Here is a 21,671-nt window from a genome sequence, read left to right as displayed (position 1 = left end):
GAGATTCGTTAAGGGAAATATTTAGCGCCGGTCAAGTTCGAGCGCGACGTGCTCGGCAATCTCCAACGACGAAGTCGCCGCGGGAGAGGGCGCGTTGAGCACATGAACGCCGTGCGCTGCACGAACGATGAGAAAGTCGTCCACCAGGGTGCCGTCGGCGCGCATGGCTTGGGCCCGCACACCCGCGCCGTGCCGTTCGATGTCCGCACTGGTCAATTCGGGCACGAGGCGTTGCAGGTCGCGCGCGAACCGGCGCGGGGACAGTGACCGCAGCACCTCGCCGACCGCGGTCCGCGGGTACCGGCGGGCCAGCCGCCGGAGCCCGGGGAAGCCGGCCAGTCGCACGGCTTCGGCAACGGAGAAGTCTCGCCACCGGTAACCCTCGCGATCGAATGCGATGACCGCGTTCGGGCCGGCGTGCACGGAGCCGTCGATCAGCCGGGTCAGGTGCACGCCGAGAAACGGCAACGAGGGGTCCGGCACCGGGTAGATCAGGCCGCGGACCAGGTGTTCGGCGGAGGGCTTCAGCGAGTAGTACTCACCGCGGAACGGCACGATCCGCACTGGTGGAGTCACGCCGGCCAGCCGCGCGACGCGGTCGGCGTGCAGGCCGGCGCAGTTGACGAGCTGGTCCGCAAACAGCGTCTCGTGTGGCGTCTCGACGGCCACGCGGCTGCCGCGGGGACGGATCGCCAGCACGGGAGTGTTCAGCCGCAGCTGTGCGCCGCCGTCGGCGAGCTCGCGGGCGAGCGCCGCGCAGACGCCGGGGAAGTCCACCACGGCTGTGGACTCGACCCTGAGCGCCTCGATGCAGGACACATGTGGTTCGAATTCCCGTGCCTCGGCGGAGCCGATCAGCCGGGCGGGCACGCCGTTGGCCTTCGCGCGATCGGCCAGCGCGTGCAACCGCGGCACTTCCTCCGACGACGTCGCCACGACGAGCTTTCCGCACACTTCCGCTCGGACACCGTGGGCCTTGGCGTAGTCGACGACAGAGCGGCATCCGGCAACGGCCATCCGCGCCTTGTGGGAGCCGGGCGGGTAGTAGAGGCCGGCGTGTGCGACACCGGAGTTGTGGCCGCTTTGATGGGCCGCCCAGTGTCCTTCCTTCTCGCACACAGTGACGTCTTTCCCGCGCGCCTGCAGGGCGCGGGCCACCGCCAGTCCGACGATGCCACCCCCGATGACGAGAACCTTTCGGCCGTCCGTGCGCACGTGTCCCTCCTGTGGCGGTCAACCGGTCGTGGTCACCCCGAGTGTTCACCGTGCGGCCACGACGCATAAGGTGCCCCCTTGTCGTGCAGTACGAGGAGTGCCCAATGCGGATCGCCGTCGTGAACAACTTCTACCCGCCCAGGGTCGGCGGCAGCGCGCACATGGCCGAGTCGCTTGCCAAGGGCTATGTGGCGCGCGGCCATGAAGTCCTGGTCATCACCGCCGAGTACCCGAACGCGCCTGCCGAGGAGACGGTGGACGGCGTGCGCATCGTGCGCCTGCCCGCCTTCCGGCTGCCCAAGACCAAGCTGGCGGTGAACTTCGACATCACGTTCGCCACCCGGCCGTCGCTGCCGAAGGCCCTGCGCAGGCTGCTCGGCGAGTTCCAGCCGGACGTGATCCACCAGCACGGCCAGTTCTTCGACCTGACGTGGGCAACCGGCATGTGGGCGCGCAAGAACGACGTGCCGGTGCTGCTGTCGGTGCACACCCGGCTGGAGAGCCCGAAGCCGATGTATCAGGCGGTGTTCTCCACGCTGGACAAGCTGCTGGTCGCCCCCATCCTGCGGCGCTACAAGCCGATGCACGTGGTGATGGACCGGCTGATGAACGACTACATCCACAAGAAGTACAAGGGCGCGATCTCCGGCACGGTCGACATCCCGGTCGGCCTCGACCCCACGTGGGCGCGCAGCGGCAACCCGAACCGGATGCGCGACGAGCTGGGCATCGGCGACGCCCCGATGATCTTGTCACTCGGCCACGTCATCCCACTGCGGGACCGGGTCACGCTGACCGAGGCCATGCCTGCGGTGTTGAAGGAGATTCCGGACGCCAAGCTGGTCGTGGTCGGCGGGATCTACTACGACGCGTTCCTCAAGCGGGCCGACGAGCTCGGCGTTCGGGACGCCATCATCACCACCGGTGCGGCGCCGAAGGCGGACGTGCCGGACTACCTGGCCACCGCCGACGTGGAGTGCCACAGCCTGCAAGGCATCGGCTTCGGCACGGCTTGTCTCGAGACGCTGGCCGCCGGGACGCCGCAGGTCGCGGCCATCACCGAGGATCACTTCGGCGACATCAAGATCATCGACCGGGAGCACATGCACCTGGTGCCGGTCGGCGACGCCAAGGCGGTTGCCGAGCGGTTGATCGAAGTGCTGAAGAACCCGGAGGAGGCGCGCCGGATGGCCCGCAACGGCATGGCCATCGTGGACCAGCACTTCTCCATGACCGCGGTGACCGAGAAGTACCTGGAGACGCTGCAGCAGCTGGCCGCGCAGCGCCGCTGACGGTGGTGGCCGCCGGCGCTCGTGGCCCGGCGGCCGCTGCTGTGCGCGTTCCTCGTAGTAACCCGCCGGCGGCTGGTGGGCGGGCGCTCTTCGTGGCCCGCGGTCGCTGTTGTCCGCGCTCTTAGTGAGTCTGCTCCAGCACGTCGGCGACGACCTCGTGCGACGGCAGGATCGACTTCCGCTCGCCGTCGATGTCGATCTTGCCGTCGATCAGCTCGAGGAACCGGTCCAGCTGCGTGGCCAGTGGCTCGGCGATCGTGGTCAGCTGCGGGATCTCGATGACCGTCTGCTGCTTGTACGCGGGCGCGCCGGTGGTCGGGCCTTCGTGCGAGATGTGCTTGTAGATGGTCACGTCGCGGCGCAGCAGGTCGAGCTCGATCAGCCGCTCCAGTTCGGAGATCACCATCGAGCGGACCTTGCGCTGACCGACCCGTGACGCCGACACCGTGGCCAGCCCACGCTCGAACTTCAGCACCGCGTCCACGGTGTCCTCGGCGCCCTCCACCGACCCCGGGTGGAAGTAGCCTGCTTCCGCGATCGTGTGCACCGGGGTGGCGCCGCCGAACATCTGGATCGCCAGGTCGACGTCGTGCACCAACAGGTCCCAGGCCACGCCCGTCTTGATCCGCGGCGCGTACGGGCTGTGCCGCTGCGCGATGACGTGGATCGGCTCCTCGAGCAGCGCCTTGGCCGTCAGCACCGCGGGGTTGTACCGCTCGAGCAGGCCGCACATGAGCGGGACACCCTGGCGCTCGGCGGTGGCCAGGACCTCCTTGGTCTCCGCCAGGCTGCCGCACAGCGGCTTTTCCACCAGCACCGGCTTGCCCAGGTCGATGACCTCGAGCGCGAGCTTGTGGTGCGTCTCGGTGGCCGAGGCGACGATGACGCCGTCCACACCGGTCAGGCTGCCGATCTCCGGCGTCCACTCGGCTCCGTGTTGCTCGACGACCGGCCGGGCCGCTTCCTCGTTCGGGTCGACGACCCGCACCAGCTCGGCCTGCATGCTCTGGCCGATGACCCTGGCATGCAGCTTGCCCATCATTCCGGTACCGATCAGGGCCAGCTTGCGTGTGCTCATGCGCCGAGAACCTCTCGCACGGTGGTGATGATCGTGGTCAGTTCCTCGTCGGTCAGCGCGGCGTGCACCGGCAGCGACAGGACCTGCTCGGCCGCCGCGGCCGCGGTCGGGAAGTCCGCCACCTTGACCTGGGGAACCTGTGGGTGGCCGCGGTAGCAGTCGTAGTCGAAGACCAGCTTCGGGTAGTAGATGCCGTTGCCGACGCCCCGCTCGGTCAGCGCCGCCGCCAGCTCGTCGCGGGACATCGCGGCGTCCGGCAGCACCTGGACGGTGTACTGGTGCCAGACGTGTTCGCGGCCGGGCAGCACCTGCGGCAGCTTCAACCCTGGTGTGCCCGTCAGCCCTTCGGTCAGCCGCTGCGCGTTGCGCTGACGCTTGGCGGTCAGCTCGGCGATCCGCTCCATCTGCGGGATGCCGATCGCCGCGTGCACGTCGGTCATCCGGTAGTTGTGGCCGGCCATCTCGTACTGGTAGCGGGCGCGCATGCCCTGGTTACGCAGCACTCGCAGCCGGTCCGCCAGGTCGTCGTCGCTGGTGGTGACCACGCCGCCTTCGGCCGTGGTCACGTTCTTCGTCGCGTACAGCGAGAAACACCCGACGCCGAACGAGCCCGCGGGCTTGCCGTCGAACTTCGCGCCGACGGCCTGCGCGGCATCCTCGATCACGTGCAGCCCGCGCTCGTCGGCCAGCGGCATCAGCGCACCCATGTCCGCGGTCTGCCCGTACAGGTGGACCGGCATGATCGCCTTGGTGCGCTCGGTGATCGCGTCCGCCACGGCATCCGGGTCGAGGTTGAAGTCGTCCGCGCGGATGTCGGCGAACCGGACCGTGGCGCCCGCTTCCAGCACGGCGTTGAGCGTCGCGACGAACGTGAACGGCGACGTGATGACCTCGTCGCCCGGTCGCAGGCCCAGCGCCTGCACGCTGGCCACCAGCGCCGTGGTGCCGCTGTTCACCGCCACCGCGTGCTTGGTGCCTGCCACTTCGGCGAAGAGCCCTTCGAACCGTTTGACCATCGGCCCTTGGGCGATGACCCCGGACCGCAACACCTCCGCCACGAGTGGCTCGGCGTCGGCGACGTCGACGACGGTGATCGGGATCATGACACTGCGCTCCCCAACATGCTGGTTGCCTGCTAGCCGGTGCGGGTGACCGGGTCGGGTAGGGTGGCTGCCGCCCGTAACCAGGCGGCGCGAGCCCCGGCCAGGCTACCGGGACGGTGCGTGCGGATCCGCACCCGGGCCGCGCCCCGATGGCGCGGGCGGCGAGAGTGCGGCGCAGACCGAACGGACGAGACGTGGCGAACCGGATCCACCCGACGGCGGTCATCGGCGATGGCGTCGAACTGGGCGACGGCAACGACATCGGACCCTATGCAGTGATCGTCGGCCCGACGGTCATCGGCTCGAACAACTGGATCGGCCCGCACTGCGTCATCGGCACTCCGGCCTCGGACCGTGGTGCGCCCCACCCGGCGGCGTGGGAGGACCCCCCGTCGGGTGATCCCGAGCGGGACGGGTTCGGCGTGCGCGTCGGCGACGGCAACCGCATCCGCGAATACTGCAGCGTCCATCAGGGGACCAAACGGCCTACCAGCATCGGCAGCGACGGGTATTTCCTGCGCAGCGCGCATGTCGCGCACGACTGCCAGATCGGCGACGGTGTCACACTGGGATCGAACGTGGTGATCGGTGGACACAGCGAGGTGTGGTCGCTGGCCAACCTCGGGCTCGGTGTGGTGGTGCATCAGCGCGGCCGGATCGGTCCCGGCGCAATGGTTGGCATGGGGGCGGCTGTCACCCGTGAATTGCCACCCTTCACCATCAGTAGAGGCGTTCCTGCCCGGGTATCCGGCATGAACGTGGTGGGGTTGAGCCGTCGGGGAGTCTCTGCCGAGGCGATCGCGCAGCTCGAGTCCTACGTGTTGCAAGGTGCCGGTGAGCTGCCCGAGCTGCCGGCGGAACTGGCGAAGCTGCTGACGAAGTGGGCTCGGGAAGGACACCGTGGAGAACATTGACACGGCCGTGCAGGAGGAGCCTGCGGCCGACAAAGGCGCTGACGGCGTCGCCGAAGCGTCGCCCGCGGTGCTGACCAAGTCCTCCCGGCGCACCCAGATCATCAATGCGCTGCGCTGGCTGGCCGTCGTCGTGGTGGTCGGTTTCGCCGCCTACCAGCTGTGGGCCAATTGGGGCGAGTTCTGGGACACCTTGCGGGACATCCCGTGGCAGTCGTCGGTGTTGTCGCTGGCCGCGGTGGTCGCGTCGATGGCGGCGACGGTGTACGGCTGGCAGGTCATCGTCGACGACCTGGGCCCGCCGATCGGCTACCGCACCGGCGCGCAGATCTACCTGGTCGGCCAGCTCGGCAAGTACGTGCCCGGGTCGGTGTGGGGCTACCTGCTGCAGATGGAGCTCGGCAAGCAGGCGGGCCTGGCCCGCGCCCGGGTGTTCGTCGCGACGCTGGTGCACCTGGGCATCATCATGGTCTCGGCCATGTTCTTCGGCCTGATCGCGCTGCCGGAGATCTTCGCCACCAGCCCGAACGCCCGCTGGATGCTGCTGGTGCTGCCGGTCGGCCTGATCACCCTGCACCCGAAGGTGCTCACCTGGCTGACCTCGCTGGCGCTGCGCATTCTGCGTCGGCAGCCGCTGGACCACCAGCTGCGCTGGGGCATGATCGGCAAGGTGCTGGGCGCCTCGTCGGTGGCCAAGCTCTTCCACGGCCTGCACCTGTGGCTGCTGGCCAACTCGGTCGGCGCGCCGGGCTGGACCGGGCTGCTGCTGTGCATCGGCGCCATGGCGTTGGCCATGACCGCGGGCACGGTGGCGTTCATCCTTCCCGCGGGCGTGGGTGCCCGTGAGGTGGTCATCGTCGCGTTGCTGGTCGCGTCGGGTATCGACCCGGTGCAGGCAGGGGCGTTCGCCGTGGTGTCCCGGGCGATGTTCCTGATGGCCGACCTGATCACCGCGGGCGGGGCTATCGCGGCGGCCAAGATGAAGTTGCGGGGCGACGCGGCCGGTGCGGACAAGCGGGCCGACGAGACACCGGCCAAGTAAGGTCACCGGTCGGCGACCTGTTTGATGGCGCCTTCGGTCGTACTCGGTGTTCCGAGGATTCGGTAGATCACCGCGTCGTCGTTGCGATAGACCTCGCGCAGGAAGGGCGCCTTCTCCAGGCCGGTCATCCCCGGCTGGCGCCGGAAATGCGGCAGGAAGCCCTTGCGACCGACGATCACCCATTTCACGTTGCGCCGCTTCACCGCTGCGCGCACGTCGGTGTTGTCCGAGTACTCGTTGAACTTCCTGGCCAGCAGCTTGGCGTCCGACGGGAGCAGCGCGCCGCCGAAATGCCCGGCCACCGTCCGCACACCGCTGAGCGCGTAGGTCCACACCGTGCCGTCGTAGCGGTCGTTCATCACCCACTCACCGGGCGCGGCGATCTTGCCTAGCTCGATCATGGCCTGGGCTTCGCCGGGGGTGACCACGCGGCCGTGCCCGATGTGTGCGCCGACGAGTTCGGCGTTGGACCGGACGTAGAAGCCGCCGCTGGCCAGGCAGAACAGAGCCACCGCCACGGCAGCCGTGGTCGCTGCCCTGGCGGACGGATGCAGGTCGCGCGGGTGGAAGACGCGGGCGTCCAAGGCGTTGCGCAACCAGCGCTGGATCTCCGAGATGCCGTGCGCGGCCAGCACGGTCAACGGCATCGCGGCCAGGGCCATCAGGCGCATCGGGTCGTCCCACCACGGCCTGGCCAGGGTCACCACGAACTCGTCGTCGAACGCGGCGACCAACACCCACAGCGTCCCGGCGATGACCGCGGTCGCGCCCATCCACCGCAATCGCCCCAGCCTGCGACAGGTCAGGATGCCGACGACGGTGACCACGAGCAGTGCGATGTGGCTGATGCCGCCGGAGGACCGGAAGCTGAACAACTGGGCCAGTGCTTCGGGAATGCTGCGATGCGACGGCCAGCCGCTGTACGGATACGGGCTCGCGGCGCGCCCCACCGCGCCCACCAGGTGCGGCGCCGCGACGACGGCAGCCGCCACACCCGCGCAGAGCAGCGCGACGGCATCGCGGCGGAGCCGCGGCAGGTTCCGTCGCCACCGGTAGACCAGCAGCGGGATCACGAACAGCAGGCAGGAGAACGCCGTCGAGCTGTGCACCGAGAGCGCTCCGACGGCCCCTGCAACCAGGACGAATCCGGTGTCGCTCGCGGGCCGCTCGAGGTAGTGGGCCAACAGTGCGGGAAGCACCGGCAGGAGCGCCATGGCCAGCATGAACGGCAGCAGCGGCCCGGCCAGCATGGCGTAGAGCAGGGTCGCGGGGACGACGGCAAGCACCGCGACGGCGCCGGCGAACACCGCGCGCCCGCGGAACACCCGCACCATGGTCACCAGGGACAACGCGAGCAGCCCCGGCGTCAGCACGGAATTCGCGTTCAGTATCGCCGGGATCGGCGCCCCGATGATCTGGTAGACGAGTGCGCCGAGCAGGTGGTAGGCGTTCGGGTAGAACAGCTTCTCGGTGTCGCCCCAGCGATGCACGCTGTTCATCCCGTGCAAACTGCCGTCGCCGGTTTCGGCGATGTAGCGGATGCCGTTGGCGTGCAGCGGGGTGTCGAAGCCCTGTGGGATGGCGTGCAGACCGCCCATGCCCCACAGCACGGTGAAGCCACCGATGAGCGCGCCCAGCAGCAGGAAAACCACCACACCCTGGTGCGCGTGCCGCGACCACGGCGTCCTTCTCGCCGGCTGACGCGAGGGCCAACGGCGGCGGAGCAGTGCCGCAAGAGCCGCAAGAGCGACGACGAACAAGGCGACCGTGGTCAGCGTGAACGGCACTCCGGCAAGAGCGAACCACGGGCCGGCGACGCCCACCGCCGCGTAGCTCAGAACGGGGGCACTCCCCGCGAGAATCCAGCCGCGCAAGCCGGCTGCCGCGCCGATGGCCAAGCCGGGCAGGAATATCGCCGCGGCCATGGTGAGCAGCGTGGCAGCCGCGGTCACGAAATCCAAAGGTGTGGGCATGGCGCCGTGTTTTCCCAGAGCACGATCGGCGCGGTTTGCGGCGCCGGGACCAGATGATCACCAGTGTGCCGTATGCCTTCTATCTGGCAATCACCGGTCCGGATGACCACCATTTCGGACCTTGTCGGCCGGGTGGGCGGTGCGCGATTCTCGTCCGCGGACAAGTGAACAACAGCACGGGGAGCCCGGTTTCCTGCTGACCGGCTCCTCGCGGGCGAGGGAGCTGGTGGGAATGGCCGGGAGATCGATCCGTGCGGTTGTGGTGGTTCTGTTCGCCGCGGCAGCTGCCTTTGTCGGCGTTGGTTCTGCGCACGCGGCAGGCGCTTATGTGGCGTTGGGCGATTCCTACAGTTCCGGCGTCGGGACGCGCGAGTATTACTCGGACAGCGGCGAGTGTTACCGGTCGCCGAAGGCGTATCCGGTGCTCGTCGCGGCGTCGACCGGCGCACAGCTGACGTTCGCCTCGTGCTCCGGAGCTCGGGTCGCCGACGTGCGGGGAAGCCAGCTGGGCGGGCTCAGCTCGTCGACCACGATGGTGACGGTGCAGGTCGGCGGCAACGACGCCGGTTTCGCCGACGTGATCACGTCCTGTGCGCGGCCGTGGCCGTGGACCTGCTGGGGCGACATCGACGAGGCGAACCGCATCATTCGCGACGAGCTGCCGGGACGGCTGGACGGCTTGTACACCGATATTCGGAACCGGGCGCCGAATGCGAAGGTGATCGTGGTCGGTTATCCGCGGCTGTTCAACGGCGAGGAATGCAATGCGCTGGCACGGATCAGCCCGGAGGAACAGCAGCGGCTGAACGAGACCGCGGATTTGCTGGCGGGCACGATCGGCGGCCGAGCATCGGCACACGGATTCACGTTCGTCGACGTGCGCGGTTCGTGGACCGGTCACGCGGTGTGCGACGACGTGGAATGGGTGAACGGGCTGTCGAACCCGATTCTCGAGTCCTACCACCCGAATGTGGCCGGGCACCGGGACGGCTACGCGCCCGCCGTGCGGTCGCAGTTCGTGGCGGTGCCGTCGGCCGCGTGACCGCGGACTCGCGGCACGATGTTCGGGCGTCGGGGTGGTCCTTGTCGCGGATACCCCACGCACAACCTACGGTGCCGTAACCTGCGTACATGGCAGAACTCGTCTACCCACCGGTGGTCATGGCCGCCAAGGCAGCGTTCAAAGCCCTCGGGCTCAAGTTCGACATCCGGGGAACCGAGCACATCCCGGCCACCGGGGGCGCGGTCATCGCCTGCACGCACGTCAGCTATCTCGACTTCATCTTCTGCGGGTTCGGCGCGCAGCCGGTCAAGCGCCTGGTGCGATTCATGGCCAAGCGTGAGGTGTTCGACCATCGCATCTCCGGGCCGTTGATGCGCGGCATGCGGCACATCTCGGTCGACCGGGCCGCGGGCGCGGGCTCGTATCGGGAAGCGGTGCGGGCGCTGCACGACGGCGAACTGGTCGGGGTGTTCCCGGAGGCCACGATCAGCCGGTCGTTCACCGTGAAGGAACTCAAGACCGGTGCGGTGCGGATGGCCGCCGAGGCGGGCGTGCCGGTGATTCCGATGGCGGTGTGGGGTTCGCAGCGGTTGTGGACCAAGGGCAGGCCGAAGAAGCTGTTCCAGCGCCGGGTGCCGATCACCATCCTGGCCGGCGCACCGCTGCACCCGCGCGAGGATGACGACTACCAGAGCCTGACCCAGGATCTGCGGGTTCGGATGCAGGCACTGCTGGACAAGGCGCAGGCCGACTACCCGGACCAGCCCGCGCCCGGTGAGGATCCGTGGTGGCTGCCCGCGCACCTGGGTGGCACGGCGCCCACGCCGGAGGAGGCGGCGGAGTTGGACAAGAAGCGGAAGTAACGGGCGGTCAGGACCGGTCGGCGGGCGCTTCGCGCCGGGGGCGGGCAGCGCTGCGCCGCCCGAGAGGCGTTCGCGCCGGCGACAGTTCGGTAGCGCCACACCGGCCAGTCTGCGTGCCGGACACGGGTCCGGCCGCTCTCCGGCCCAGGGCAGGCCTGCGCGCCGGCATCGAGTCCGGTGGCGCTCCGCCCGCGGTCAAGGGACGGATCCGGTGACTCCGTCCCGCCTTCAGAACCAGCGCTCGAGGACCTGCGCAACGCCGTCCTCGGCGTTGCTGGCCGTCACTTCGTCGGCCACCTTCAGCACCTCGGGGTGTGCGTTCGCCATGGCCACCCCGGTGCCCGCCCAGTCCAGCATCTCCACGTCGTTGGGCATGTCCCCGAACGCGATCACCTTCTCCTGGGCCACGTCCAGGCGCTCGGCGACCTCGGCCAGTCCGGTCGCCTTCGTCACCGTCTTGGCCGCGATCTCGATCAGACCGGAGTTGCTCGAGTAGGTCACCGCGAACTGGTCCCCGATCAGTTCGTTGGCCGCCGCGGCCATCTCGTCCGACGTCATCCGCGGATCACTCACCAGCAGCTTGATCGCCGGCCTGCCCAGTACCTCGGCGCGGGTGGCATGCAACGCGTCGCCGTCACCCCACGGATTGCGGAACTCCGACTCACAGACGTACTGCGGCGGCCCGTCGCCGTCCCCGGTCGCCACGCGCTCGGACGCCAGCCGCGCGCCCGGCAGCGCCTGCGACATCGCGTCCGCCAGGTCGTGCAGCTGCACCGGCTCGAGGCCGTGCGCCGACACCACCTGGCCGGTACCCACGTCGTAGATCACCGCACCGTTGGCGCACACCGCGTACCCGGTGAGCTCGGCCATCCTGGCCACCGGCGGGATCCATCGCGGAGGGCGTCCGGTGACCAGTACGAACGGCACGTCGTCGTCCACGGCGCGGCGGATCACGGAGGCGGTCCGCGCGCTCATGCGTTCCATCGGGGTGAGCAGCGTGCCGTCCACATCGGAGGCAATCAAGTGCGGTTTGTCCACGCACCCAGTGTGCTACGCCTTCATGGGCACGTTGGTTGTAGGCCGGGTGCAGTAATTCGTTACCAATCAGTATGGGGCCTATCACCCTGCGGGGTTAAGGCGATACGGTGCTTCGCGTGCGTGTCGGCATCGTGATCTTGACCGAGGACCGGTGGTGGTCCGGCGAGCCCAAATGGCGGCACGCGGAAGAGCTCGGATTCGACCATGCGTGGACCTACGACCACCTGGCGTGGCGCAATCTGGCGGACGGCCCGTGGTTCTCGGCGATCCCGACGTTGACCGCGGCCGCCATGGTCACCAGCACGATCAAGTTGGGCACGATGGTCGCCGCGCCGAGCTACCGGCATCCGGTGCCGTTCATGCGCGAGCTGATCACCCTGGACGACATTTCCGACGGCCGGTTGATCGCCGGCCTCGGCGCCGGGGTGGACAGCGGGGGCCTGCGTGACCGGGACACCATCGGCGAACCGGAACGCAGCAAGGCCGACATGGCCACGCAATACGCAGAGTTCGTCGAAGTTTTGGACGGGCTTCTCACCACGGACAAGTTCGACTACCGGGGGAAGTACTACACAGTGAACGCGGCCCGGAACCGGCCGGGCAGCGTGCAACACCCGCGGGTGCCGTTCGCGCTGGCGGCCAACGGCCCGCGATCGCTGGCGCTGGCCGCCCGGTTCGGCCAGGGCTGGATCACCACCGGCAAGGGGGGAGATGACCAAGAGTCGTGGTGGCGCGGTGTCGCCACACTGTCCGAACAGTTCACCGAGGCGCTCGCGGCGGCAGGCCGGGAACCGGACGCGGCCGCGCGCTTGTTGATGCTGGACAGTGGCCCGACCTCTGCGCTGTCGTCGGTCGAGACGTTCACCGAGGCGGCGCGCCGCGCAAGCAAGCTGGGGTTCACCGACATCGTCGTGCACTGGCCACGTGCCGAAGAGCCCTACGCCGGTTCTGAGGCCGTGCTGGAGCGCGTCGCGGATGTGGCATTGGCGGAGGTCAAGCAGTTGTGAACAACATGAGCACGGCGCGGGAGAGCAGGATGCACGACAACCGGCTGCGGGCCCAGGTGTCCGGCACGCTGGAACGGACCGACGGCGCCGTGCTGCGCTGGTGGCGCAGCGGTCGCGGCGAGCCGCTGGTGCTGGTGCACGGCTCGTTCGACGACCACAACGGATGGACACCCGTCCTGCCCATGCTCACCCAGCATGCCGATGTCATCAGTTACGACCGCCGCGGCCACAGTCTGAGCACCAGCCCGCGGGGCAGGGTCGGGGTGCAGGCCGACGCCGAGGACCTGCTCGCGCTGATCGACAAGGTGGCCGGCGGGCCGGTGCACCTGGTCGGACACGGCTACGGCGGCTCGGTCGCCATGCTCGCCGCCACCATGCGCCGGGAGGCGGTACGCAGCCTCGCGGTGCACGAGCCCCCGTTGTTCGAGCTGTTGCACGACAACCCGATCGCCAAGGTGCTGTTCGCGGAGTACTCGGTATGGCTCGGGCACGCCGCGGGCCTGATCCGTGGCGGGGACTTCGCGGGCGGCGCCCGGGTGTACGCGGAGAAGATCGGCTACGGCAAGGGCGCGTGGCACCAACTGTTCGACCGGGAGCGCCGGGCCACGATGATCTCCAACGCCACGGTGTGGCTGGACCAGCACCACGACCCGGGCAGCTACGGCGTGGACATCACCACGCTGGCGTGGGCGCGTTTCCCGCTGACCCAGCTGGTCGGCGAGGAAAGCCAGCAACTGCACCAGATGGTCGCCGACGAGCTGGCCGAGCGGCTGCCGTTCCTCCGTACGGTCCGGCTTCCCGGCGCGGGCCACGCCGCGCACATGACGCATCCGGACGACTTCGCCACGGCCGTCATCGGCCACTTGCGCGTCGTCTGAGCGTTACGGCGTCAGCTCGTAAATGACCGCGTCCTGGTTGCGGTAGACCGGGCGCACGAAGTCCGCGTTCTCCAGGCCCTTCGTGCCCGGATCGGGCAGCACGCGCGGGAACCGCGAGCCGTCGCCGACGAAGACGTGCCGGATGTTCAGACGCTTGACGGCCGCGCGCACTTCGGGGTCGGTGCGGTACTCCGGGAAGTGTTGCTCGAGGTAGGCCGCGTCCTTCGGCGGCACGTTCTCGTCGTAGTGCGCCGCCACCGATTTCACGCCGGTCAGCGCGTACAGCCACACCGACCCGTCGTTGCGGTCGTTCATCACGCGTTCGTCCGGCCGGGCCAGTTTCGCCAGCACCCGCATGGCCTCGACCTCACCGTCGCTGACCGCCAGCGTGGCCCGAGTGTCGCCAGGGCCGTTGTTGTACAGGCGCCCGGCTGTCGCCGCGTTGCCGGGGACGCCGAGCGCGAGGCTGGCCGCCGCGAACAGGGCCGCCACGACGACGACCGAGTGGCGCGTAGACAGCCGTTGCCGGAACCAGTCGTAGACCACCGTGAGCCCGTGTCCGGCGATGATGCACAGCGGCAGCACGGCGAGCGCGATCATCCGTGGCCGGTCGTTCCACCACGGGCGGGAGATGGCCGCGACCCAGTCGACCCCGCCGAAGCTGGCCACCAGCAGCCAGAACACCCCGAACAGCAGCGCGGCGCCGCCGATCCACCGCAGCGCCCCCAACCGGCGGTAGCCGATCAACCCGAGAACCACCAGCACGGTGAGCGCCAGCTGCGGCTCGGGCCGCGCGTGCTGGAAGGCCAGCAGGTTGTACAGCGCGCCCCACACCGGCTGCGCCGACGCCCACGGCCGGTAACCGTACGAGCCGGATGCTTGGTCGAGCGCGCCGAGCAGGTGCGGGGCGGTGAGCAGAATCGTCGGGACGGCCACGATCAGCAGCCGCTTGATGTCCGGCCACGCGGTGCCGCGCTGCTTCCACCAACGGTGCACCAACAGCGGCAAAGACAGCAGCACGATGGCGAACAGGGCACTGGAGTGCACCGCCAGCATGCCCGCGCACACCAGGCCGAGGACGACACCGGTGTCCGCACCGGGTCGGTTGACGAAACGCAGCACGGCGAGCGGCCCCAGCGGTGTCAGCGCGACCGACAGGGCGAACGGCAGCAGGCCGTTGGAGATCGACTCGTAGACGCCGCTGGCGGCGACCGCGGACACGACGGCGGTGCTCCCGGCCAGCACCGCCCGACCACCGCACTCGCGCACCAGCGCGGCCATGCTCAATGCGAAGATCCCGCCCAGCGGCATGACCATCGCGGTCATGACCAACGGCACCGAGCCGCCGGTGATCAGGTACACCAGTGAGCCCGCCAGGTGATAGGCGTTGGGGTAGAACTGCGAGCCTTCCGGCCCGTAGCGGTTGACGCTGCTGACGCCGTAGAGGCCGCCGTCGCCGGTCTCGGCGATGTAGCGGATGCCGTTGGCGTGGAAGACCGGATCCCACCGCTGCAGCACCGCGTTCAGCTCGCCGCGCGTGGCCAGCACCACCACGACGATCGACAACACGAACGCCAGGCCCACGCACCAGGCCACCGCCACAGTGCCGCGTCTGCTCCACCGTGGTTCCTCAACCGGGCCCGGGCGGCCGGACAGTCTGACCACGACAGCGGTCAGGCCCACGGCCACGACGGCGGATGCGAGGGCGGTGAGCAGGGTGAACGGCAGCCCGATCAAATGCAGCCAGGGCCCCGCCACGCCGAGCACGGCATAGCCGAGCAGCGGTGAGACGGCCACCAGAATCCAGCCGCGCAGCCGGCACACCAGGCCGATCGCCGCGCCCGGCACGGCCAACACGGCGAGGTAGGTCACCACCGCGGCGGCACTGAGCCAGACGGGTTCTGCAGGCATCAGTCCGACGGCAACTTCTTCGGGTCGATCTCGTAGATGGTGGCGTCCGGGTTGCGGTAGACCACCCGCACCCAATCGGCCTTATCCAACCCGACAAGCCCGAGATCCGGCTTGACCAGCGGATACCGGGACCCGTCGCCGACGAACACGTGCTTGATGTTCAGCCGCTTCACCGCCGCGCGCACCTCCGGATTCGTCGGGTACTCGCGGAAGTGATCGGCCAGCAGCGCGGCATCCTTCGGCGGCACGTTGTCGTCGTAGTGCGCGGCGACCGACTTCACCCCGGTGAGCGCGTACAGCCACACCGAGCCGTCGTTACGGTCGTTCATCACCCGCTCGCCGGGCTCGGCGATCTCGGCCATCTTGTACATGGCCTTCTCCTCCAGCGGCGTGACGGCGATCTGGCCCATCTCGCCCGCCCGGTCACGCTTGCTCTTGTGATAGGCGTGCGCCACGACCTCCTTGTTCAGCGGCGCGTAGAAACCGAGGCTGGCCACCCCGATGACCACCACCACGGCGGCCGCCGACCCGACCCGGACCGCGCTGCGGCGCTTGGTGAAGCCCGGGAGCCGCTCGGTGGCCACCTTGGCCAGCCAGCGTTGGGTCTCCGCCATGCCGTGCGCGACCAGCAGGCTGAACGGGATCATCGCCAGCGCGATCATCCGGAAGTGGTCGTTCCACCACGGCCGGGACAACACGATCACCCAGCTCAGCCCGCCCCAGCAGGCGACCAGCATCCAGAACGTGCCGAAGATGAGGGCGGCGCCGGTCATCCACCGCAAACCGTTCAACCGCCGGTAGGTCAGCACACCGATCACCAGGAACGCCACCAGCACGTACTGCGGGTACGGCGCGGTGTGCTGGAACATGAACAGATGCCACAGCGCCTCGCGGATCGGTTTGGCCGAGTTCCACGGGCGGTAACCGTAGGCGCCCGCGGCCTGGTCCAGCGCGCCGAGCAGCTGCAGGATCGTCAGCGCGCCCCCGGCGACGGCGATCGGCAGCAGGTGCTTGATGTCCTTGCCGATCGTGGAGCTTTCCGTCCACCACCGGTGGATCAGCATCGGCACCGCGAACAGCAGGCCGGCGAACAGCGCCGACGAGTGCACCACCAGCAACCCGGCGGCGGCCAGCACCAACACCATTCCGTTGGTGACGTTCGGCCGGACCAGATATCGGTGCATGATCATCGGCGCCAGCGGAGTGAACGCCGTGGACAACGCGAACGGCACCAGCCCGTTGGAGATCGACTCGTAGACGCCGCTGTTGACCGCTGCAGCGGTCAGCGCAGCCGCCCCGGCGAGCACCGAGCGGCCGCCGCACTCGCGCACCAGCGCGGCCATGCTCAGCCCGAACAGTCCGGCGATCGGCAGCGTCATCGCGTTGATCACCGTCGGTACGGTCGCGCCGGTGATCATGTACACCAGTGAGCCCGCCAGGTGATAGGCGTTGGGGTAGAACTGCGAGCCCTCCGGCCCGTAGCGGTTGACGCTGCTGACGCCGTACAGGCCGCCGTCGCCCGTCTCGGCGATGTAGCGGATGCCGTTGGCGTGGAAGACCGGGTCCCACCGCTGCGGGATCGCGTCCAGCTCGCCTTCGGCGGCGGCGATCAACACGACGGAGGAGACGACGAACGCGATCCCGATGCACAGGATGACGCCGAGGTGCGCGTTACGCCCCCAGTTCGGCAGCAGGCCCTGTTGGGGACGTTCTCGCTCCGGCCAGCGGTTCTCGACGTAGCGGCGGATTGCGTAGACCACCGCGGCGAACAGCGCCGTGGCGATGAGCGCCGACCACAGCGTGTACGCGAAGCCCAGCCCGGACAGCCACGGCCCGGTGAGCCCGTGCACCGTGTAGCCGAACAGCGGTGCCAGCCCGGCCAGCGTCCAGCCGCGCAGACCGGCCGCCAGGCCGACGGCCAGACCGGGGACCAGCAGGACGACGAAGTAGGCGACTACGGAGGCTGTGAACAGCCAAATCGAGTCAGTGGGCATCGGTTGTGTCAATTCCTCGAGGTGGTCGCTCTTTCCGGCCCCGGCCGTCGGGCCCCGTGTGTCTGGCGGCCGAGCCCGGTTGAGCACGTCGCACCCGGTACCCTGGGCGCCCGTGAGCTCGCTGACGAACTTGCCACAGGATACTGACGGCGAGTTCGGCGGCCCCGAGTGATCGCAGCGTGCGAGGTCAGCGCGAGTGCCGAGCTCACCAGCGCGGCCCGCGAGGCCAGCCGCTCCGACCTGCGGTGCGACCCGCCTGAGAGGTGTCAGACATGCTGGAACGACGTCGTGGCCGTCGGCCGCGTGAGCTGGAGCTGCTGGCCGGTGTCCAGCGCGCGTTGAACAAGCCGAGCGTGGTGAAGGCCGCGCGTGGGCTGTCGCATTTCGGCGAGCACAGCGCAGGCTGGTTCGCGGCCGGTGTCATCGGCGCGGCGGTGGATCGCAAGCGCCGCAAGGAGTGGCTGACGTCCGCTGTCGGCGTGGTGGGTGCGCACGCGGCGTCTACCGTGGTCAAACGGGTCGTCCGGCGGCCGCGTCCGGACGACCCGAGCGTGCAGGTGCTGGTCGGGACGCCGAGCAAGCTGAGCTTCCCGTCGTCACACGCCGCCTCCACGACGGCCGCGGCGGTGGTGTACTCGGAGTTGACCGGCCGCAGGCTGGAGCCGGTGCTGGTGCCGCCGATGCTGGCGTCCCGGTTGGTGCTCGGCGTGCACTACCCCAGCGACGTGCTGGCCGGGGCCGCGCTGGGCGGTGTCATCGGTGCTCTGGTGCGCCGCAAGGTAAGGAGCAGGAGTGACCGAGCAGGCTGAAGACGTGAGCACCGAGCCGCAACGCCAACCGCGCGGCGGACTGCTGGGCGGGGTGGTGCGCGCCGCGCGGCCCAAGCAGTGGGTGAAGAACGTCCTGGTGCTGGCCGCGCCGTTCACCGCGAGCAAACTGGCGGACACCCAGGTCCTGCTCGACGCCGCGCTCGCGTTCATCGCCTTCTCGCTGGTCGCGTCCTCGGTATATCTGATCAACGACGCGATCGACGTCGAGGCCGACCGCGCCCACCCGACCAAGCGGAACCGGCCGATCGCCGCGGGCATCGTGCCCGTTCCGGTTGCCTACGTCGCCGCTGCGGTGTTTCTGCTCGGCGGTGTTGCCGTCGGCTGGGCGGCGAGCTGGCAGCTGCTGGTCGTGCTCGGCGTGTACTGGTGCGTGCAGCTCGGCTACTGCCTCGGCTGGAAGCACCAGCCGGTGATCGACCTGTGCATCGTCGCCTCGGGGTTCCTGCTGCGGGCGATCGCCGGTGGCGCCGGTACCGGCATCCCGCTGTCCCAGTGGTTCTTGCTGGTCACCGGGTTCGGCTCGCTGTTCATGGTGGCGGGCAAGCGGTACGCGGAGATCATGCTGTTCGAGCGCACCGGCGCGCAGATCCGCTCGTCGCTGAAGAAGTACTCCGCCAGCTACCTGCGGTTCGTCTGGGCCACCTCGGCCGGTGTGATGATCATGTCCTACGCGTTGTGGGCGTGGGACACCCGGCCGGGACTGGACAACTCGGTGTGGACCGTGGTGTCCATCGTGCCGTTCGTGGTCGCCGTGCTGCGCTACGCGGTCGACGTGGACCAGGGCAACGCGGGCGAACCCGAGGAGATCGCGCTACGCGACCGGGCGCTGCAGATCCTCGGCCTGGCGTGGGCAGGCTCGCTGTTCGCCGCCGTGTACCTGTAGCTCAGATCGGCAGCTTGCGGAAGATCGGCCGCGGCACGTGCCGCAGCGCCGACATCACGAACCGGAACTGCGGCGGCGCCCACACCAGATCCTTGCCCTTGCGGGCGGCGGCGACGGCGATCTCGGCGACCTGCTCGGCGGTGACCGCCAGCGGTGCCTCGTCCATACCCTCGGTCATCTTGGTGCGCACGAAACCGGGCCGGACCACGGTGACCCGGGCGCCGTACGGCCGCAGCGCTTCACCGAGCCCGAGGTAGAAGCCGTCGAAGCCGGCCTTGGTGGAGCCGTAGACGAAGTTCGACCGCCGCACGCGCTCCCCGGCCACCGAGGACAACGCGATGATCCGCCCGTGCCCTTGCTTGGTGAGCTTCTCGGCCAACGCGACACCGACGGACACCGCAGCGGTGTAGTTGACATGGGCGAGCTGCACCGCGGTGGCGTGGTCCTGCCAGGCCCTCTCCGCGTCACCGAGCAGGCCGAAGGCCACCACGGTCACGTCGATGTCGCCGTCGGCGAAGGCGCGCGCAATGACGTCCGGATGCGAGTCGGTGTCGTTGGCGTCGAAGTCCAGCTCGACGACGTCGTTGCCCGCTTCGGACAGGCGCTTGGCCGCGGCGGTGCGCCGGTCGGTCGGGCGGGCGGCCAGCACGATGCGCAACGGCCGCCGCGAGGCGTACTGCTCCGCGATCGCCAGCGCGATGTCCGACGTGCCGCCGAGCAGCAGCAGGGACTGGGGGTTGCCAACGGCGTCGATCACGGTGGTCCTTCCGTTCGAATGGTGGGTCTTACAGGCCGAGCCTGCGGGCCTGGTCGGACATGAACACGCCGTCCGGGTCCACGGCGTTGCGGACCTTGCGCCACTGCTCGAGCCGCGGATACATCTTGGCGAACGTCTCCGGCGACAGGCGGGAGTCCTTGGCCAAATAGAGCCTGCCACCCATGCCCAGCACCCGCTCGTCCAGCTCGGCGCACAGCCGGTCCAGCCCGTCCTTGATCGGGAAGTCGACGGTGATCGTCCAGCCCGGCATCGGGAACGACAGCGGCGCTCGGTTGCCCTCGCCGAAGCGTTTGAACACGTTGAGGAACGACACGTGGCCGGACTCGGCGATGGTCCGCACGATCGCGCGCAGCTCGTCCTCCTGGCCGAACGGCACGATGAACTGGTACTGCAGGAAGCCGTGCGGGCCGTAGGCGCGGTTCCACTCCCCGAACAGATCCAGCGGGTGGTAGAACTGCGTCAAGTTCTGGATCAGGCCGCGCCCGCGCTTCGGGGTCTTGCGGTAGTACAGCTCACCGATCGCGCTGAACGTCAGCTTGTTGGCCAGCCCGGGCGGGAAGATGTCCGGCAATGTGAACAGTTGTGGCGCGTCGAACTTCAACGGGTCTCGGCGCAGCTTCTTGGGCAGCTGGTCGAGCGTGGCCAGGGATCCGCGGCCGAACGCGGCACGGCCGAGCCGGTGGTCGGTCGACATCGAGTCGAACCACGCCGACGAGTAGTCGTAGGTGTCGTCCGAACCGTCGGAGAACAGCGCGATCGTCTCGTCCAGGTTCTCGGTGCGGTCGGTGTCGGCGATGAAGTAGGCGGTCTCGGTGTGCGTCATGGCTACGGTGGCCTGCAGGATGATCCCGGTCAGGCCCATGCCGCCGACGGTCGCCCAGAACAGGTCGGCGTCCGGGCCGTCCGGGGTGAGCGTGCGGACCGTGCCGTCCGCAGTGAGCAGCTCCATCGACACCACGTGGTTGCCGAAGCTGCCCGCCGAGTGGTGGTTCTTGCCGTGGATGTCCGACGCGATGGCGCCGCCGATGGTCACCTGCCGGGTGCCGGGCAGCACCGGGACCCACAGGCCGAACGGCAGCGCGGTGCGCATCAACGTGTCCAGGCTGACGCCGGCATCCAGCACGACGTGACCGGAGCCGGCGTCGATGGAGTGGATGCGGTTGAGCCTGCTCATGTCCACCACGACGCCGCCCGCGTTCTGCGCCGGGTCGCCGTAGCTGCGGCCGAGGCCACGGGCGATGACGCCGCGCGGGCCGGCTTGCTTGACCGCTTCGATCACCACGTCCGGGTTCTCCGCGGGGACGACCTGGGCCACCGTCGGTGCGGTGCGCGCCCAGCCTTTCAGCGGCGTGCGTTGTGTGGACTCCACGCCCGCCAAGGGTAGTGAAGCGGCGCGGCCTAGACTGCACGACGTGGCACTGGCGGTTCCGGGCAAAGAGCGACTGAGGGGTCAGTTGCTCCGGTTCGTGCTGGTCGGTGGCTTCTGCGCGCTGCTCGACTACGGCTCGTACCAGCTGCTGCGGGCCATCGGGATGGACGGTCCGGGGTGGGTCGACTTGGCGCGGGCGATCAGCTTCGTCATCGGCACCACCACCGCGTACGTGCTCAACAAGCGCTTCACGTTCAACGCGACCGGTGGCTTGCGGCAGGTGAGCAGCTTCATCCTGCTGTACGGCACCACGTTCTTCATCGCCGTCGGCGTGAACCGGCTGATGCTGCTGGTGCTGCCGGAGGCCGCCTGGCAGAGCACGCTGGCCTGGGTGATCTCCCAGGGTGCGGCCACCACCATCAACTTCGTGATGCTCAAGCTGGTGGTGTTCCGGGAGAAGCACGAGGAGCCCGCTCGTTCGGCGGAATAGCCGAGGGGTTCGT

General features: G+C 69.2%; 19 protein-coding genes. 10 read left to right on the top strand and 9 right to left on the bottom strand.

What is annotated here, in order from left to right; all coding sequences use genetic code 11:
- Positions 1–21: 21 nt before the first annotated feature.
- The gene (lhgO, locus tag YWM_RS0116235; RefSeq protein WP_028851585.1) at positions 22–1,215 is read right to left on the bottom strand and encodes an L-2-hydroxyglutarate oxidase; all 1,194 of its coding nucleotides are present in this window, start codon (positions 1,213–1,215) and stop codon (positions 22–24) included.
- 104 nt (positions 1,216–1,319) lie between these two features.
- On the opposite strand from lhgO, the gene YWM_RS0116230 reads away from it, so the two are divergent.
- Positions 1,320–2,507: a glycosyltransferase family 4 protein gene (locus YWM_RS0116230; protein WP_028851584.1), complete on the top strand. Its 1,188-nt coding sequence runs from the start codon at positions 1,320–1,322 to the stop codon at positions 2,505–2,507.
- Between the two features lie 121 nt (positions 2,508–2,628).
- Here the strand turns inward: YWM_RS0116230 and YWM_RS0116225 are convergent, their stop codons facing one another.
- Together YWM_RS0116225 and YWM_RS0116220 are read right to left on the bottom strand one after the other, a co-directional pair.
- Positions 2,629–3,585, bottom strand: a complete 957-nt coding sequence (locus YWM_RS0116225) for a Gfo/Idh/MocA family protein (RefSeq protein ID WP_028851583.1) — start codon at positions 3,583–3,585, stop codon at positions 2,629–2,631.
- Positions 3,582–4,688: a DegT/DnrJ/EryC1/StrS family aminotransferase gene (locus tag YWM_RS0116220; RefSeq protein ID WP_028851582.1), complete on the bottom strand. Its 1,107-nt coding sequence runs from the start codon at positions 4,686–4,688 to the stop codon at positions 3,582–3,584. The genes YWM_RS0116225 and YWM_RS0116220 overlap by 4 nt, the downstream gene beginning before the upstream one ends.
- Before the next feature lie 194 nt (positions 4,689–4,882).
- Between YWM_RS0116220 and YWM_RS0116215 the strand changes: the two genes are divergently transcribed.
- Together YWM_RS0116215 and YWM_RS24105 are read left to right on the top strand one after the other, a co-directional pair.
- Positions 4,883–5,602 carry an LbetaH domain-containing protein gene (locus YWM_RS0116215; RefSeq protein WP_028851581.1) on the top strand — a complete coding sequence of 240 codons (720 nt, stop codon included), beginning with the start codon at positions 4,883–4,885 and terminating at the stop codon, positions 5,600–5,602.
- On the top strand, positions 5,598–6,641 hold the full coding sequence (locus tag YWM_RS24105; RefSeq protein ID WP_425426579.1) for a lysylphosphatidylglycerol synthase transmembrane domain-containing protein: 1,044 nt from the start codon (positions 5,598–5,600) through the stop codon (positions 6,639–6,641). Before YWM_RS0116215 ends, YWM_RS24105 begins: the two co-directional genes overlap by 5 nt.
- 2 nt (positions 6,642–6,643) lie before the next feature.
- On the opposite strand, the gene YWM_RS24100 is transcribed toward YWM_RS24105, so the two are convergent.
- Positions 6,644–8,614, bottom strand: a complete 1,971-nt coding sequence (locus YWM_RS24100; RefSeq protein ID WP_084612466.1) for a DUF6541 family protein — start codon at positions 8,612–8,614, stop codon at positions 6,644–6,646.
- Between the two features lie 232 nt (positions 8,615–8,846).
- Here YWM_RS24100 and YWM_RS24095 point away from each other — a divergent pair, with 232 nt between their 5' ends.
- Positions 8,847–9,656, top strand: coding sequence for an SGNH/GDSL hydrolase family protein (locus YWM_RS24095; protein WP_043661411.1), 810 nt, complete (start codon positions 8,847–8,849; stop codon positions 9,654–9,656).
- An 89-nt stretch (positions 9,657–9,745) separates the two neighbouring features.
- Positions 9,746–10,480: a lysophospholipid acyltransferase family protein gene (locus tag YWM_RS0116195; protein WP_028851580.1), complete on the top strand. Its 735-nt coding sequence runs from the start codon at positions 9,746–9,748 to the stop codon at positions 10,478–10,480.
- A gap of 228 nt (positions 10,481–10,708) precedes the next feature.
- Here YWM_RS0116195 and YWM_RS0116190 read toward each other — a convergent pair whose 3' ends face one another.
- Positions 10,709–11,518, bottom strand: coding sequence for an HAD family hydrolase (locus YWM_RS0116190; RefSeq protein WP_028851579.1), 810 nt, complete (start codon positions 11,516–11,518; stop codon positions 10,709–10,711).
- Between the two features lie 116 nt (positions 11,519–11,634).
- On the opposite strand from YWM_RS0116190, the gene YWM_RS0116185 reads away from it, so the two are divergent.
- A complete protein-coding gene (locus YWM_RS0116185) occupies positions 11,635–12,525 on the top strand; it encodes an LLM class flavin-dependent oxidoreductase (RefSeq protein ID WP_028851578.1) in 891 nt (296 codons plus the stop codon).
- Positions 12,526–12,530: 5 nt separating this feature from the next.
- The gene (locus YWM_RS24090) at positions 12,531–13,403 is read left to right on the top strand and encodes an alpha/beta fold hydrolase (protein WP_156914810.1); all 873 of its coding nucleotides are present in this window, start codon (positions 12,531–12,533) and stop codon (positions 13,401–13,403) included.
- Between the two features lie 3 nt (positions 13,404–13,406).
- Here YWM_RS24090 and YWM_RS0116175 read toward each other — a convergent pair whose 3' ends face one another.
- Both YWM_RS0116175 and YWM_RS0116170 read right to left on the bottom strand, forming a co-directional pair.
- The gene (locus YWM_RS0116175) at positions 13,407–15,314 is read right to left on the bottom strand and encodes a DUF6541 family protein (RefSeq protein ID WP_028851577.1); all 1,908 of its coding nucleotides are present in this window, start codon (positions 15,312–15,314) and stop codon (positions 13,407–13,409) included.
- The gene (locus YWM_RS0116170) at positions 15,314–17,308 is read right to left on the bottom strand and encodes a DUF6541 family protein (protein WP_028851576.1); all 1,995 of its coding nucleotides are present in this window, start codon (positions 17,306–17,308) and stop codon (positions 15,314–15,316) included. Before YWM_RS0116170 ends, YWM_RS0116175 begins: the two co-directional genes overlap by 1 nt.
- A 272-nt stretch (positions 17,309–17,580) precedes the next feature.
- On the opposite strand from YWM_RS0116170, the gene YWM_RS0116165 reads away from it, so the two are divergent.
- Complete coding sequence (locus tag YWM_RS0116165) at positions 17,581–18,117, top strand: phosphatase PAP2 family protein (RefSeq protein ID WP_028851575.1); 537 nt, start codon at positions 17,581–17,583, stop codon at positions 18,115–18,117.
- Positions 18,101–19,021, top strand: a complete 921-nt coding sequence (locus YWM_RS0116160) for a decaprenyl-phosphate phosphoribosyltransferase (protein WP_052344991.1) — start codon at positions 18,101–18,103, stop codon at positions 19,019–19,021. Before YWM_RS0116165 ends, YWM_RS0116160 begins: the two co-directional genes overlap by 17 nt.
- A gap of 1 nt (position 19,022) precedes the next feature.
- On the opposite strand, the gene dprE2 is transcribed toward YWM_RS0116160, so the two are convergent.
- Both dprE2 and dprE1 read right to left on the bottom strand, forming a co-directional pair.
- The gene (gene dprE2 / locus YWM_RS0116155; protein WP_028851573.1) at positions 19,023–19,778 is read right to left on the bottom strand and encodes a decaprenylphospho-beta-D-erythro-pentofuranosid-2-ulose 2-reductase; all 756 of its coding nucleotides are present in this window, start codon (positions 19,776–19,778) and stop codon (positions 19,023–19,025) included.
- A gap of 28 nt (positions 19,779–19,806) precedes the next feature.
- The gene (gene dprE1 / locus YWM_RS0116150) at positions 19,807–21,168 is read right to left on the bottom strand and encodes a decaprenylphosphoryl-beta-D-ribose oxidase (RefSeq protein ID WP_028851572.1); all 1,362 of its coding nucleotides are present in this window, start codon (positions 21,166–21,168) and stop codon (positions 19,807–19,809) included.
- A 43-nt stretch (positions 21,169–21,211) separates the two neighbouring features.
- On the opposite strand from dprE1, the gene YWM_RS0116145 reads away from it, so the two are divergent.
- Positions 21,212–21,658: a GtrA family protein gene (locus tag YWM_RS0116145; protein WP_028851571.1), complete on the top strand. Its 447-nt coding sequence runs from the start codon at positions 21,212–21,214 to the stop codon at positions 21,656–21,658.
- Positions 21,659–21,671 lie beyond the last annotated feature (13 nt).

This window comes from Thermocrispum municipale DSM 44069, assembly GCF_000427825.1.
In the GTDB taxonomy this organism is placed as follows: domain Bacteria; phylum Actinomycetota; class Actinomycetes; order Mycobacteriales; family Pseudonocardiaceae; genus Thermocrispum; species Thermocrispum municipale.
The sequence above is the reverse complement of the archived record's forward strand: the minus strand, read 5'-3'. Positions and strand labels throughout refer to the sequence as shown.

Excerpts from the sequence above, each read along its gene's own strand:
- YWM_RS0116165 (WP_028851575.1), top strand. The coding sequence starts at position 17,581 with ATGCTGGAACGACGTCGTGGCCGTCGGCCGCGTGAGCTGGAGCTGCTG.
- YWM_RS0116170 (WP_028851576.1), bottom strand. The coding sequence starts at position 17,308 with ATGCCCACTGACTCGATTTGGCTGTTCACAGCCTCCGTAGTCGCCTAC.
- YWM_RS0116225 (WP_028851583.1), bottom strand. The coding sequence starts at position 3,585 with ATGAGCACACGCAAGCTGGCCCTGATCGGTACCGGAATGATGGGCAAG.
- YWM_RS24100 (WP_084612466.1), bottom strand. The coding sequence starts at position 8,614 with ATGCCCACACCTTTGGATTTCGTGACCGCGGCTGCCACGCTGCTCACC.
- YWM_RS24090 (WP_156914810.1), top strand. The coding sequence starts at position 12,531 with ATGAGCACGGCGCGGGAGAGCAGGATGCACGACAACCGGCTGCGGGCC.
- YWM_RS0116195 (WP_028851580.1), top strand. The coding sequence starts at position 9,746 with ATGGCAGAACTCGTCTACCCACCGGTGGTCATGGCCGCCAAGGCAGCG.
- YWM_RS24095 (WP_043661411.1), top strand. The coding sequence starts at position 8,847 with ATGGCCGGGAGATCGATCCGTGCGGTTGTGGTGGTTCTGTTCGCCGCG.
- YWM_RS0116175 (WP_028851577.1), bottom strand. The coding sequence starts at position 15,314 with ATGCCTGCAGAACCCGTCTGGCTCAGTGCCGCCGCGGTGGTGACCTAC.
- YWM_RS0116220 (WP_028851582.1), bottom strand. The coding sequence starts at position 4,688 with ATGATCCCGATCACCGTCGTCGACGTCGCCGACGCCGAGCCACTCGTG.
- YWM_RS0116230 (WP_028851584.1), top strand. The coding sequence starts at position 1,320 with ATGCGGATCGCCGTCGTGAACAACTTCTACCCGCCCAGGGTCGGCGGC.